Consider the following 13855-nt stretch of genomic DNA (forward strand, 5'->3'; position numbering starts at 1 on the left):
TGCCGCTGAACACATGACTGCGGTCGAATGCATCAAGGTTGATGCCACTGTCGCCACCAGACTTGAGAATCGCGAAGTCCAGGACCAGTATCGCCAGATACTCGGCAATCACCACCACCGACAGCACCCGCGCCGACAGGTCAATCTTGCGGTAGCCCAGGATCGCAATGCTTGCCATCGCCATCAGCGAGTAGGACCACCAGGGCAGCACCAGGCCGACCACGCTTTCCAGGGTGCCACTGACCACCCCGCCGAACATGCCATACAGGCCGACCTGCAGGATGTTATAGGCAAACATCGCCAGTACCCCGGCGGCGCCACCGGCCAGGCCGCCCAGGCCACGGGAGGTGAAGGCATAAAAACCGCCGGCATGGGTCAGGTGGCGGGACATGGTGGTGTACCCCACCGAGAATGCCAGCAGCACCAGCAAGGCCAGGAGCAGCAAGGCCGGCGTACCGGCGCCATTGCCCAGCATGATGCCAATCGGGAAGCCGCCGGCGATCACGCTGAGCGGACTCGCCGCCGAGATCACGAAGAAGATGATGAAGCCCACGCCCAGGGCGCCACGCTTGAGCTCCGTGGAGCAGTTGACCGGGATAGATACACTCATTTTTTTGACCTTATTGTATGAGGCAGTCGCTTTAGGGGTGGCCCGATCAGACAACATCGGCACCGGTTGCACGCTGGATTTGATCCTATGCGCGCCTGCGAACCGCTCGCTATCCCAAATCGGTAGCATCCGCGACGCCGCCCCAAAACAGGTCGGGCTTGCACGTCCACTCCCCCAGCAGTTGCCGATTCGGGATAGCCGCCGAGCCTTTCATCCCCGCAACCTAGGCTAGCCCGCGCTCTGCCCGGGTGCCGACAACAAGAATAAAAAAGCCAAAGCCCTCAGCAGGAAGTCTCAGCCATGCCTCTAGCCCACCTCACCCTCCAATGGCGCATCACCTTGCTCAGTGGGCTCTGCCTGCTGGCGGTGGTTGCTGCACTGATCGGTGCCAGCGCGCACCAGAATCAAAGCAGTGCAAAACGGCTCAAAGAGCAGAGCAGCCAGTTGCTCGGGCAGGCCGCGGTAGAGCGCTTGCAGGCCCAGGCCGTCGCCCATGGCCAACAAGTGGAGCGCTTTTTCAACGAAACCGCGTTGTATGGCGAAGGGTTCGCACAACAGGTCCTGCAACTGCGCGAGCAAACGCTCAGTGGCCGCCTCACAGTCGCGCAATTACGCCAAACCCTGATCGGCGCCACCCGTGAAACCCTGGAAAAACGCGAGAAAGTACTCGGCCTGTACGTCATCCTGCTGCCGGATGCGCTGGCCGGCCCTGACGCCGCTTGGCGCGGCCAACGTGACCTGGCGGGCAATGAAACCGGGCGCTTTGCCTTGTATTGGTCGCAGAGCCAGCCGGGGCGGCTGGTACAGGAGGTGCTGAGCGAGGCACAGATCAACGCCAACACGGCGCCCTCCGGCAGCGAACCGGCAAACGCCTGGTACACCTGCCCTCAAGCGCAACGACGAACGTGCGTGGTAGAGCCCTACACCATCGAAGTGGAAGGCCGGAAAGTCCTGATGAGCAGTATTTCTATCCCCTTGATCAGCAACGGAAAGACCCTCGGCGTGGTGGGCATGGACATCAGCCTCGACACCTTGCAAAAGCTGGCCGCCAACCTCGGCCAGGACCTGTACCAGGGCAACAGCGAAGTGAGCATTGTGTCGTCCGCAGGCCAAGTGGCAGGCCGTAGCGGCGAAGTCTCGGCGACCGCTCTGGATATACGCCAGGCCGTGCAGACCGTGGCAGGCAATCCCCCCTGGCAACTGCAGATCAAGGTCCCGCAAGCCCTGGTGCAGGCTCCCGCCCGACAGATGCAAAGCGAGCTGGACGACAAAAGCCGTGAGGCCAACTGGCTCAACCTGGGCCTGGGCCTCCTGGCCAGCAGCCTGGGCATGTTGCTGATCTGGTTGGCCGCCTACGGCGTGACGCGCCCGCTGCTCAAGATGGCCGGGCTGCTTGACGCCATTGTCGAGGGCGATGGTGACCTCACCCAGCGCCTGCCTGCCGGAGGGCGCGACGAGTTGGGTCAATTGGCCACGGGGTTCAACCGTTTCCTGGACACGTTGCAGCCGATCATTCGTGACATTCAGGCTGTCTGCCACAACACCCGCAACAGTGCCGATACCTCGTCGGGTATTGCCCGGGACGTCAGCGCCGGCATGCAGAACCAGTACCGCGAAGTGGAACTGGCGGCGACCGCGCTGCACGAAATGAGCACCAGCGCCCAGGAAGTGGCGCGTCACTCCCACAGTGCCGCCAACGCCGCGACCGCCGCCGAAAACGCGAGCCGATCTGGCCAGGCGGTGTTCTCGACCGCCGAGCGCAGCATCGAAGCCCTGGATCAACGCCTGGAAACCACCCTCAAGCAAGTCCACGACCTGGCCGTTAGCAGCACCCAGATCGGCCAGGTCCTGGACGTGATCAGCAGCATTGCGCAGCAGACCAATCTGCTGGCGTTGAATGCCGCCATCGAAGCGGCCCGGGCCGGCGAACAGGGACGCGGTTTTGCAGTGGTGGCCGATGAGGTCAGGCACCTGGCCAGCAACACCCAAAGCTCGGTGGAACAGGTGCGTACGGTGATCGAGACCTTGCAGCAGTTGAGCCAGGCGGTGGTGCACAGTACCCAACTGAGCCGCGAGCAAGCCGGCGGCAGCGTGCTCCAGGTACAACAGACCCGGGTAGCCCTGGAGCACATTTCCCAGGCGGTGGATGTGATCGAGCAGATGAACCAGCAGATCGCCAGTGCCGCCCTGGAGCAAAGCACGGTGGTGGAAGCTATCAGCCGCCGGGTCAGCGACATCCGCGGCATCAGCGAAACACTTACTCGCCGGATGAGCGACGCCTCAAAGGCCAGTGATTCACTGCATCAAATGGCCAATCATCAACAGCAACTGGTCGGCCATTTCCGGGTGTAAGGGGTAGGAAGCGAAGCTGTCGTTTCAAAGCAGGGTTTAGAGCTTGTGGTAACCCAGGGCCAGAAAGCGCTGCGGCGCTGTCTTGCGCAGTCGCATGGCGAGGAACAGACCGCCCAGCAGGGCCATCGGGATAATGACGCAGAGGCCATATGACAAAGCCATGCTGGCCCCCGTCAACACATCGAAATGCACCACCGCAAGTACCAGCACCACCAACAGGGCAAGGCACGAGCAACCGGGGAAGATTTGCCCGCGCCAGGCCCCGACCTTGAGCTCGGGGTGGCGCCAAAAGAACACCAGCACAGCCGCCGAGGTGAGCGCCATCAGCAAAATCATGCACAGCGTGGCCAGGTTGGACAGCCAGGCAAACAGCTGCAGGATCGGGTCCGCCCCCATTGCGGCGAACACCAGCACCACCACCGCAGAGATCAGACTCTGCAACGCCGAGCCCATATGCGGGCTCTGGTGCACGCGGTGGGTGGTGCCCAACAGGCTGTGCAACAAGCCGTCGCGGCCAATGGCATAGAAATAACGCGCCGCCGCGTTATGAAAGGCCAGCAGCCCGGCATAGATACTGACCATGAACAGCACCCGGATGATCTGCGTCAGGTGCGGGCCGACAAAGTGACCGTCGCGGCCAATGGCATAGAAATAACGCGCCGCCGCGTTATGAAAGGCCAGCAGCCCGGCATAGATACTGACCATGAACAGCACCCGGATGATCTGCGTCAGGTGCGGGCCGACAAAGTGGTCAGACATGCCGTAGATAAAGGTGGTCGGGTCCTGCAAGGCCTGGAGCATCGGCACGATCTTGTCCGCGCCCACCCCCACCACCATCGACCACACCGACAGCGCGTAGAACCCGCCGATCAACAACACCGAGCAGTAGGTGGCAATCGGGATGGTACGTTGCGGGTTCCTTGCCTCTTCGCCGTAGATGGTCGTGGCCTCGAAGCCGATAAAAGCTGCAAAACAGAACAGCAAACCAATGGACGGCGTGCCGCTGAACACATGACTGCGGTCGAATGCATCAAGGTTGATGCCACTGTCGCCACCAGACTTGAGAATCGCGAAGTCCAGGACCAGAGTGCCGCTGAACACATGACTGCGGTCGAATGCATCAAGGTTGATGCCACTGTCGCCACCAGACTTGAGAATCGCGAAGTCCAGGACCAGGATCGCCAGATACTCGGCGATCACCACCACCGACAGCACCCGCGCCGACAGGTCAATCTTGCGGTAGCCCAGGATCGCAATGCTCGCCATCGCCATCAACGAGTAGGACCACCAGGGCAGCACCAGGCCGACCACGCTTTCCAGGGTGCCACTGACCACTCCGCCGAACATGCCATACAGGCCGACTTGCAGGATGTTATAGGCAAACATCGCCAGCACCCCGGCGGCGCCGCCGGCCAGGCCGCCCAGGCCACGGGAAGTGAAGGCATAAAACCCGCCGGCATGGGTCAGGTGGCGGGACATGGTGGTGTACCCCACCGAGAACGCCAGCAGCACTAGCAAGGCCAGGAGCAGCAAGGCCGGCGTACCGGCGCCATTGCCCAGCATGATGCCAATCGGGAAGCCGCCGGCGATCACGCTGAGCGGACTCGCCGCCGAGATCACGAAGAAGATGATGAAGCCCACGCCCAGGGCGCCACGCTTGAGCTCCGTGGAGCGATTGACCGGGTTAGATACGCTCATGTCATTGACCTTATTGGCTGGAGGATCGGTGGCGCGATCCTAGGCCTGCGCCAAAACGCCCCGGTATCCCAAATCGGTCATTCGCTGTTTGTGTTCAGGCGCGCGCGTCACCGTGGATAGCCGCACGGGCCGTCTGGGACGGCAACTCTGCAAACAGCTCCTGATACTGCGCCGCAAAATGGCTCAGGTGATAGAAGCCCCACTGGGCAGCGGCATCCCCGATCGAGAGGTCGGCTGCGCGAGTGGACATCAAGGTGCGTCGTACCCCATTGAGCCGCACAGAACGCAAGTAGTTGAGCGGCGTGGTCTCGGCAACCGCCCGGAAACTGTTCTGCACCGTACGCCGGCTCACCTGCAGGCGCTGGCACAACTCGATCACGCTAGGCACGTTGAGCATTTGCGTGGTTGCCAGGCGGTGGCATTTTTCGACGATAAAGCTGCGCGTGGAGCTGGGGCTGCGCTGGTGTTTGTCACAGGCCGGGTCAGTCATCAGTTGCAGCAACTCATCGAGCATGGCCTGCTCCAGCGCCAACTCCCGTGCTCGCGTGCTGTCGCCACCGTCATGGGTCAAGGCCTGGGAGAACAGCGCCAGCAAGCGTCGCCGGGCCTGTGCAAAGCGCTGGGGAGACACCCTGATCACCGGCTGGCGCAGCAACAGCTTGAGTTCCCTGGACGCCGTCGTCTGCTCCAGCGCCTGCTCGAACAAATCCCGCTCGAAGGTGATGGACAGCAGCTCCATGCCCATCGGCATATGGAACATGAACTCTTCGCCACCGTGCAGAAAGAACAGGCTGCTGTCATCCACTTCCCGCCCCTGCATCCGAATCGCCCCCGGCACGTTGATCGGCACGGCAAAACACATCTTGCCCCGCGGGGCCACGCCGTTCTGCACCACACGTTGGTTGATCTGTTCGAGAAACAAGTGACAACCCGCCGTCGTCAGTTGCATCAGCGAACTTTCGGCCGAACCGGCGGTTAACTGGTTGTAGTCCTGGTTCCACTCTTGCACGGTCGCCGCATGCACATGGACGTCTCGAAAATGGCTGATATTCATAGTTGTCATGATGTACGCACGCCTCGACCAGTCTTCTTGTTTTTAGAGCGCTTTTCTTGATGATATTCGCACATGGCGAGATTCCTGCAAGTTATTTGCCGTGTTTTCTCGCCATTGCACCCTGCCTTCAAGCCGGCCTGGCCAAGTGCCGATTCGGGCTACCGGCCCGGCCTGCGCCACGGGGATGATCGACTCACTGAAAACAACACGCAGAGAAGTCGTCATGAGTGAAGCCAAACTGGAATCCCTCCACTTCGCGGATGCCCCGCGGATTATCTCCAACACACTGCCCGGCCCCAGGGCCAGCGAGGCGCTGGCCCTGTCAGCGCGTACCGAGTCGATGGCCCGCGGCGGTGGACGCATGCCGGTGGCCATGGACCGTGCGTTCGGTGCAACCTTCAAGGACCCCGACGGCAATACCTACATTGACCTGTCCGCCGGCGTTGGCGTCAGCAGTGTGGGCCGTTGCCATCCCAAGGTGGTACAGGCCATTCGCGAGCAGTCCGAAGTGCTGATGCATGCCCTGGAAATCAACAGCACGCGCCGCACCGAGCTGGCCGCCAAGCTCTCCGAGATCGCGCCCGATGGCTTGCGTGGCGATTGCATCACCTTCTTCACCCAGAGCGGCAGCGATGCACTGGAGGCCGCGATCAAGTTCGCCAAACGTGTCACCGGGCGCCATCAGATCATCGCTTTCCACGGTGGCTACCACGGCGTGTGGAACGCCTCGGGCGCCCTGACCACCGGCACCGCCTACCGCAAAGGCTATGGCGCGCAGATGGGTGGCGTGATCCATGCCCCCTACCCTTATGCCTACCGTTTTCCGTTCGACACCACCCACAAAAGCGCCGAGCAGATCGCCGGCGAGTACGTGGACTACCTGCTGAACACGCCCTACACCGCCGCCGACGATGTCGCCGCCGTGATCGTCGAGCCGGTACAGGGCGAAGGCGGTTACGTGCCACCCTCGCCAGATTTCCTGCAACGCCTGCGCCAGGCCTGCGACCGCAGTGGCACGCTGCTGATCGTCGATGAAGTGCAATCCGGCGCTGGGCGCACCGGCAAGATGTGGGCGGTCGAGCATGCCGGCGTGAAGCCCGACATGCTCACCTTCGGCAAAGGAATCGGCAGCGACCTGCCCATGGCCGGCCTGATCATGCGCTCGGACCTGGCGGCCAGGATTCCCGACGGCTCCATGCCCAATACCTTCGCTGCCAACTCGTTATCGGCGACGGTGGCGCTGACCAACATCAGCCTCCTGCAGGACCCCGAACTCGACCTGCTCAACCGTGCCCACACGCTGGGGCTGGAAGCGCAGGCGCGGATCCGTGGTTTTAACAGCCCATTTGTCGGTGAGGTCCGTGGCCGCGGCCTGATGATCGGTATCGAACTGGTCGAAGACCCAGTCAGCAAGACGCCCCTGGCGGGCGAAAAAATCGGCCAGCTCATGGGCTACCTGCTCAACCATGGCGTGCTGATGGTGCCCTGCGGCCGCTACAGCAACGTCATGCGCGTGATGCCCTCGCTGACGATCTCACGCGCGCTGTTCTTCAAGGCGCTGGACATCTTCGGCGCGGCCCTGGCGACCCTCAAGGCCTGATCCTGCACACTGTTTATGGACTGCAAAATGACTAATCACTTCAATCACTTTATCGAGGGTGCGTCCTGCGCAGCCTCTGACGGGCGCAGCATTACCCTGGTCAACCCCATTACCGAACAGGTCTACGCCACCTGCGCGCGCGGCACGGCGCAGGACGTGAACCGCGCGGTGGGCGCGGCGTGCGCCCAGCTTGAGCGTGGCGCCTGGAGCCGGCTTGACGGCGCCCAGCGCGCTCGGCTGCTGTTGAAACTCGCGGACCTGGTCGAACGCGACGCCCACTTGCTGGCCGACCTGGACGCCAACGCCATCGGCCGCTCCCCCGTCGAACCACGACGGATGGACCTGCCCAACGCAATCGCCAATCTGCGCGCCGCCGCCGGCTGGGCCAACCAGCTTGAGGGACGCACCATTCCCACCGGCGGCTATTTCGGCAGCAAGACCCTCTCCTATACGGTACGCGAGCCCGTGGGCGTGGTCGGCGCCATCGTGCCCTGGAACTCACCGCTGATGATCACCGTCTGGAAACTCGCCGCGCTGCTGGCAGCCGGCTGTACCGTCGTGATCAAGCCATCGGAAGAAACCCCGCAGTCGGCCCTGCACCTGGCGGCGCTGGCCCAGGAGGCGGGCTTCCCCGACGGGGTCATCAATGTGGTCACCGGCTACGGTGACGAGGTGGGTCGCGCCCTGTGCGAACACCCACACGTCGCCAAGATCAGCTTTACCGGTAGCCCCGAGGCCGGGCGCGAGATCCAACGCACCGCCGGCGTGCGCTTCAAGCGCGTGGCCCTGGAGCTGGGCGGCAAAAGCCCACAGATCGTGTTCGACGATGCCTCCTTCGACGACGCGTTGCGTGGCTGCGCCCTCGGCCTGTTCGCCAACCAGGGGCAGATCTGTGCGGCCGGCTCGCGCATCCTGGTCCAACGCGGCCTCGCCGAGCGCTTCGCTGCGGCGCTGGCCGATGCCGCGCGGGCGGTCACGGTGGGTGATCCCCGGGAGCCCGGCATCCAGATGGGACCGGTGGCCAAGAAAGCCCAGTTCGATCGCGTCAACCGCTACATCCAACTGGGTATCGACCAAGGCGCTTCTCTGTTGGCCGGTGGTGTCTCGACTCCTGAGCGGGGCTGGTTTGTGCGCCCGACAATCTTCGCCAATGCCCGCAACGACATGACCATCGCCCGCGACGAAATCTTCGGCCCCGTCGGCACGGTGATCACGTTCGACAGTGAAGACGAGGCGGTCGCCCTGGCCAACGACTCCACCTACGGCCTGGCGGCTACGGTCTGGACCCGCGACCTGGTGCGTGCCCATCGCGTCGCCGCCGCCGTGAAGGCCGGTGCCGTGGGCATCAATTGCTGGAGCCCGCTGGATGCCAACCTGCCCTGGGGCGGCGTCAAGACCAGCGGCATTGGCCGTGAGGGCGGGTTTGGCGGCGCGCTGGCCTACACCGAAGAAAAAGTCATCACCGTGCTGCTGCCTGCCTGAGCACCTTCCCTGTCCTGACCGGGCCACCCTGTGCCAAGGGTGGCCCCCTGACGCCTTTGCTGATCAATGGAGAGCCTGCGATGAACCCGATAGACCAACCGACAATTGATCGGTATCCGACCGCCCTGCGCCTGTTGCATTGGCTGCGCGCCGTACTTGTGCTGGGCCTGCTCTGGGCCGGCTGGCATATGACTGGCCTGAATGATGACGTGGCAAGCAAATACGAGCTCTATTACCCCTGGCACAAGTCCTTCGGGTTGTTGACGTTCCTAGTGGTCCTGACCCAGGTCACCCTGCGCTGGCGCACCCCGCACCTGCCGCAGCCCCTGAAAACCCTGGCGCAGTACGAGAGGGTCTTGTCCAGGCTCGCGCAACGGGCCATGTATGCGCTGCTGGTGCTCGTGCCGTTGATGGGGTACTCCATGTCGAGCACTTACACCATGAGCGACGGGGTATTCTTTTTTGGGGTCAACCTGCCGGAACTCTTGACCAAGAATGACGAGTGGTTCGCTGTGTTCCAATGGCTGCACAAAGTGTTCGCCTATAGCCTGCTCGGGCTGATCGTGCTGCATGTCGCGGGGGCCCTCAAGCATCGGTTCTACGACCAGGACCCGCGCAACGACGCCCTGCGCCGCATGCTGTGACGGCATGAGGTGTTGGCGCAGGACGCCAACACCTTCACGGCTTGGGCTGTCGATCCCGGGTAAAGTCCTGCGGCACAGCGACAGGCTGGACCCGGCGGGCATCCTCCAGCAGCAAGTAACCCTCCTGGATCGCCTGTTGCTTGGCCGCCTCGAAGCGCCCTGCATACTGGGTATAACTGCCATAAAGCGCCTGCAATCGTTGCGCGGAATACGGCACCTTCGTGTCGTACACCGTCCCGCAAGCGGTCTCCTGATCGGTCAGGTAGGTGGCGCTCGGCACCTGGATCCACGGTGGGCGCACCCCTCCCAGCAGGTTGCCACTGTGCGGATCGCGAGCAACGCCCTGGCCCTCGCGAACCACCCGTTCAGCCTTGGGCATCGGCGTACCGTCACGTACCCAGCGATCCATCGCCTCGAGGATCGCCGACACAACCGTCTCCACCGGCTCGTCATAGAGGAACTGGCATTGCAGCTCGTTGCGCTTGTCCCCGTCAGCCGGGTGTGGTTCCGTGCTGTCGGTGCCCTGATCGGCAAGACGCAGGTGCGGCATCCCGGTCACTTCGTAGTAACGTAGCTTCGGCTGGTTCGTATCGGGCGGTAGCGCGATTGCCTGGCTGGCATCGTGCACCACCTCGGTCTGGCTATAGACCGTCACAAACGGCGCATCCCCGGGCAGGTTGCGCGGCGTTCGCAGCACCTCTCCCCCCAGGTCGCCGTACACAACGTGGCCGGTCATATAGGCGTCGATCAGCGCTTGCCCATCGGGCATGCGCCACTGCTGGTGGCGCCCCTGGTCGAGATAATCGAACCAGAGCTGGCCGTTGATTGCCCAGGTGTTGACATAAAGGCGCTTGACGTTCAACCCCGGCATGGGGCCGCTCGCGAGGTTGGACTTGAGCAGCAAGGCCAGTTGCGCGGCAATCCCCTGCGCCTGCGGCGGGTACTGGTCGGGGCCATTACCACGCCGGAACCGGTCGCTGTCATAGTAGCTGCCGAGCGGCGCATAACGCTTGTAGTCATAGCGGCGCATAAAGTCCAGGTTCAAGTTGCGCGGCTCGGGGTCCCACTCCAGGGTCTTGGGATCATTCGCCGGCCGGTTGATGCTCAGTGTGTAGCCGACGAAGGCATAGCCCTTGCGCATCAGGTAGTCGCGGGTGAGGATCCAGCCCGCGCCACGCTCGCCCATCCAGCTGAACGGTTCGATCACCACGGTGCCGTTGAATCGCCCGGGGTCCTTGGGTTTTCTGATCAGGAAGCGCGTCACGTAAGGTGCGTCGAACAAACGCTCGCCAGCGGCGGTGATCGCTGGCGCGAGCCCCACCATGTAGTACTCCTCCTCGACGTAGCCGAGCTTCTCCAGGTCGACATATTCCGTGCCATGCCGTGCCGCCGACGCCAGTGGCAGCCGGCCGCTTGCAGGCACCGGCGCGATCTGCGGCATGACCGGCGTTTGCGCAGCGACGGGCTCGCCCCTCGTCAACACCAGGAAAGCCGCCAGGGATAGGATGGGGAGCCGCGGCCCGCCGACGGGCCTCACTTCCAGGCTCCAATGACTTTACCATCGGGCAGGCGCAGCGCCTGAAGGGCACCGCCCGCCTTCGTCTCGTCTTTCATCGGCGCAAGTTGCACGTTGATCCTGTCGCCCGGCTTGAGGGTGTTGGCCATCCAGCCCTGGCGCATCAGGATGTTCGGGCCGCCGGCTTCGATGGCCCAGGTCTCGGTCTTGTCCCCGGTCTGCACATCGACGAACAACCAGACATGCGGGTTTTTATACTGCACCTCCCCCACCGTACCGACGATCTCCACCATCCTCGCCATATCGAACGCCGAGTAGGAATGGTGGGCAAACGCAATGGGTGCCGTAAAGCCCAGCAGCACCAAGCTGAACACCATGGGTTTGATATTCACTGTGTCTCTCCTTGTTTCTTATTGTTCTTGCGCTCGGGGATGGTCGTGACTTCCGCTCCCGTCACCGGGTCGATCGACTCGTTATTGCTGTCCTCGCACACGTACTCAATGAATTCGACGCCCTTGGGCGCGCGGCGGAAAGTCAGCGGCGCCCAATGCCATGGCTTGACCAGCGCATCCGGGTCTTCGACCAGGCCATCCACCTGCAGCAGGCCTTTATCGTTGATGAAGATCCGCTCCCTGATGATCATGCGCGGGCCGTGGCCAAGTGCATCGTCGGCATGGCCATACTCATTCAATGTGGTTTCCTGCCGGATGTTGGTGGTTTCGACGACCAATACATTGCCCTCCCAGTGCGCGGTCGAATGCCCCTCGAACGTCGGGGGGGCTTCCTCGGGGTTGGGGTGGGCACGCCCGTCGAGGTAAATGCGCCGTGTCTCGCGCAGGAACTCCTGCGCCCAGTTGACCTGCGTCGGCGTCTGCATGATCTCTACCGCGTAGGGCCCCACCATGTTCGTCGGCATGCCCAACACCTTGCACGAGGTCTTGAACTCACTGCCGACCGCCGCGAGCGCCGCCGTGCGCTTCTTGAAGCTTTCGAGGTACACCCCCTTGAGCTGCGGCACGCTGCCGAACGGAGGGCCGACATTGGTCTCGGGGTTATCGGCCCCGGTGCTGTTGACGAGCGGGTCCACGGAGCTGCCCACCGGCATCCAAAGCCCGCTGATATCGGGCGGCGCGGCGCTTGAGTTGAGCGGGTACCCGGTTGCCGCCAGGGCAACCAGCAGTATGAGAAAGAGGGATTTTGTTATAGGCATAATCTGCATGTCCTCTATTAGCGGTTTGGCATCCCGGCCAGCGCCGGGCGCGTGGGGACGATACGCAAGCACTCTGCGGGTGAGGTAGCCCAAATCAGCATGCGCTCACGCTGCTGGGCGACCTGGGCACCCCTTCAGTAATTCACCCACACAATGAACTGCAAGTAGGTGTTGGTGGCGGCGCTCCCGCTCTGCAGGCCGCCGTCCCCGAACCATTTCCTGGGCTTGTAGAAGCCAATGAGCGGCGAGAGCGTGATGCTGTCTGTCACCCTCCAGTCCAGGAACAGGTCCACCTCCCGCGCACTGGCATCCTGCGAGTCCCGGTCGGAGAGTTGGTGGTAATTGAAGAACATCGCATTGAGGGTCAACTTGTCGGTGGGGCGGACCGAGAACAGCACATCGTTGATCTGCATGTTCCAGGTCACCGATGCGGCGTAGTTGACCGCCACCTCGCCTTGATAACGCCGGCGATACCCCCCCTGGAACATGAAGTCCCAGCCTTCGGAATAGCGCGCATATCGATAGCTGACCGTCGGTTGCCACGGGGCATCGGCAAAGGTGTAGCCCGCGTCGAAGAACATCGCCCGTTGCGACCCCGAGCGTTTTTCCTGGCGTGCCACCTCGAAGGCGAAATCGGCATGCTCGATCCCCGCATTGCCCTGGCCACGCAAGCTGTAGGTCTCCAGGCCCTTGCGCTCAAGGCGCTCGCCAAAGGCATAGCGCTCGTCGACATCCAGGCCGCGCACATAGGTCGAGCCGATAGAGCCGATGGGCGTCGTGTAGTCGAGGGTGGCGGCGGCCACTTCAGTCTTCGACTGCCCGGGATTGTCCGATTTCAGCCAGATCAGGCTGCCGTGCAAGCCCTGCTCGCCCCCCAGCTTCAATACGGCGCTATGGCCGAACGCCAGGCGCGGGCCCAGGTAGTAGGCCCCGCCACGATTGAAGCGGCCATCCGCTACGCCTTCGATGGGGCTGAAGGCCCTGCCGGGCGCGAAGCCATCGTCGGTAATCAGAAAACCATTCACCGACACGATCTGCCGGCCAAAGGAAAAATCCACGCCGTCCTTGCCCAGCGCGGGAATCAGCTCACCGGAGCGCCAGCCCAGATAGGCCTCTTCCACCGCCGTTCTGCTTTCATCGCCGGCGCTGATCCCCCCCGGATCCCCATCGCCCCATGAGGCGGTGCTGATCAGGCTGAACCCGCCATAGATCGAGCCGGCATCGAGCTTATCCGTGGCACCACTGACGCCATATTTGGCGAAGCCCTCTTGCCAGCGCATCCTGCCGGGCTCCCTCTGCGGGTCGCCGATATAGTTCCTGGCACTGCTGAACCAGCCCAACCCCGCCCAGAGGTCGGCGTTGAGCACGGTTGCACCTTCGTCTTCGTTATACAGCTCATAACCCTGGGCCGCCGGTTCAAAAGCGCAGAGTGCAACCAGCGAAATCAATGGGCCGTACGGGGGAATGCGCATGACGTCTCTCCTGTTTTTATAGTTATGAGGCGAGTCATGAGTGTTGCGGCTTGAGTGGCGCACCGGGTATCCCAAATCAGCACCTGCAAGGGCAACGGTCCTCCCCCTGCAAAACTTGCCCAGCCCCTTGAACAGTTGCCGTTTTGGGATACGGCTTCGGCACATGCTCCCCCTAAGCTGGGCGCCATAAGAACGTATAAAAACCGAGGCACCCGTC

The 13855-nt window shown here is 62.8% G+C and carries 9 protein-coding genes and 3 pseudogenes; 5 read left to right on the top strand and 7 right to left on the bottom strand.

Annotated elements, in window-relative coordinates; all coding sequences use genetic code 11:
• Positions 1-610 (bottom strand): annotated as a pseudogene (locus tag AO268_RS20165) (amino acid permease); the annotation flags it as partial.
• 300 nt (positions 611-910) lie between these two features.
• Between AO268_RS20165 and AO268_RS34015 the strand changes: the two are divergent.
• Positions 911-2104 (top strand): annotated as a pseudogene (locus tag AO268_RS34015) (PDC sensor domain-containing protein); the annotation flags it as partial.
• A gap of 315 nt (positions 2105-2419) precedes the next feature.
• A pseudogene (locus AO268_RS34020) lies at positions 2420-2962 on the top strand (methyl-accepting chemotaxis protein); the annotation flags it as partial.
• A 36-nt stretch (positions 2963-2998) separates the two neighbouring features.
• Here the strand turns inward: AO268_RS34020 and AO268_RS33570 are convergent.
• Positions 2999-4660 (bottom strand): APC family permease, encoded by a 1662-nt coding sequence (locus AO268_RS33570; protein ID WP_306474142.1) that lies wholly within the window; start codon positions 4658-4660, stop codon positions 2999-3001.
• Positions 4661-4754: 94 nt separating this feature from the next.
• A complete protein-coding gene (locus AO268_RS20180) occupies positions 4755-5723 on the bottom strand; it encodes a helix-turn-helix domain-containing protein (protein ID WP_099169607.1) in 969 nt (322 codons plus the stop codon).
• 214 nt (positions 5724-5937) lie between these two features.
• On the opposite strand from AO268_RS20180, the gene AO268_RS20185 reads away from it, so the two are divergent.
• The 3 genes from AO268_RS20185 to AO268_RS20195 all read left to right on the top strand — a co-directional run bounded on the left by AO268_RS20185 (position 5938) and on the right by AO268_RS20195 (position 9440).
• Positions 5938-7314 (top strand): aspartate aminotransferase family protein, encoded by a 1377-nt coding sequence (locus AO268_RS20185; RefSeq protein ID WP_099169608.1) that lies wholly within the window; start codon positions 5938-5940, stop codon positions 7312-7314.
• 27 nt (positions 7315-7341) lie between these two features.
• Positions 7342-8796, top strand: a complete 1455-nt coding sequence (locus AO268_RS20190; protein WP_099169609.1) for an aldehyde dehydrogenase family protein — start codon at positions 7342-7344, stop codon at positions 8794-8796.
• An 80-nt stretch (positions 8797-8876) separates the two neighbouring features.
• Positions 8877-9440 carry a cytochrome b gene (locus AO268_RS20195; RefSeq protein ID WP_099169610.1) on the top strand — a complete coding sequence of 188 codons (564 nt, stop codon included), beginning with the start codon at positions 8877-8879 and terminating at the stop codon, positions 9438-9440.
• Between the two features lie 34 nt (positions 9441-9474).
• Here the strand turns inward: AO268_RS20195 and AO268_RS20200 are convergent, their stop codons facing one another.
• The 4 genes from AO268_RS20200 to AO268_RS20215 all read right to left on the bottom strand — a co-directional run bounded on the left by AO268_RS20200 (position 9475) and on the right by AO268_RS20215 (position 13638).
• Positions 9475-10881 carry an alpha/beta hydrolase domain-containing protein gene (locus tag AO268_RS20200; RefSeq protein ID WP_099169611.1) on the bottom strand — a complete coding sequence of 469 codons (1407 nt, stop codon included), beginning with the start codon at positions 10879-10881 and terminating at the stop codon, positions 9475-9477.
• Between the two features lie 92 nt (positions 10882-10973).
• A complete protein-coding gene (locus AO268_RS20205) occupies positions 10974-11348 on the bottom strand; it encodes a DUF6152 family protein (RefSeq protein WP_099169612.1) in 375 nt (124 codons plus the stop codon).
• Positions 11345-12166 (bottom strand): hypothetical protein, encoded by an 822-nt coding sequence (locus tag AO268_RS20210; RefSeq protein ID WP_141562832.1) that lies wholly within the window; start codon positions 12164-12166, stop codon positions 11345-11347. Before AO268_RS20210 ends, AO268_RS20205 begins: the two co-directional genes overlap by 4 nt.
• 134 nt (positions 12167-12300) lie before the next feature.
• Positions 12301-13638 carry a hypothetical protein gene (locus AO268_RS20215; protein ID WP_099169614.1) on the bottom strand — a complete coding sequence of 446 codons (1338 nt, stop codon included), beginning with the start codon at positions 13636-13638 and terminating at the stop codon, positions 12301-12303.
• Positions 13639-13855: the final 217 nt, after the last annotated feature.

The organism is Pseudomonas sp. ICMP 8385, from assembly GCF_002699915.1.
GTDB lineage: Bacteria > Pseudomonadota > Gammaproteobacteria > Pseudomonadales > Pseudomonadaceae > Aquipseudomonas > Aquipseudomonas gessardii.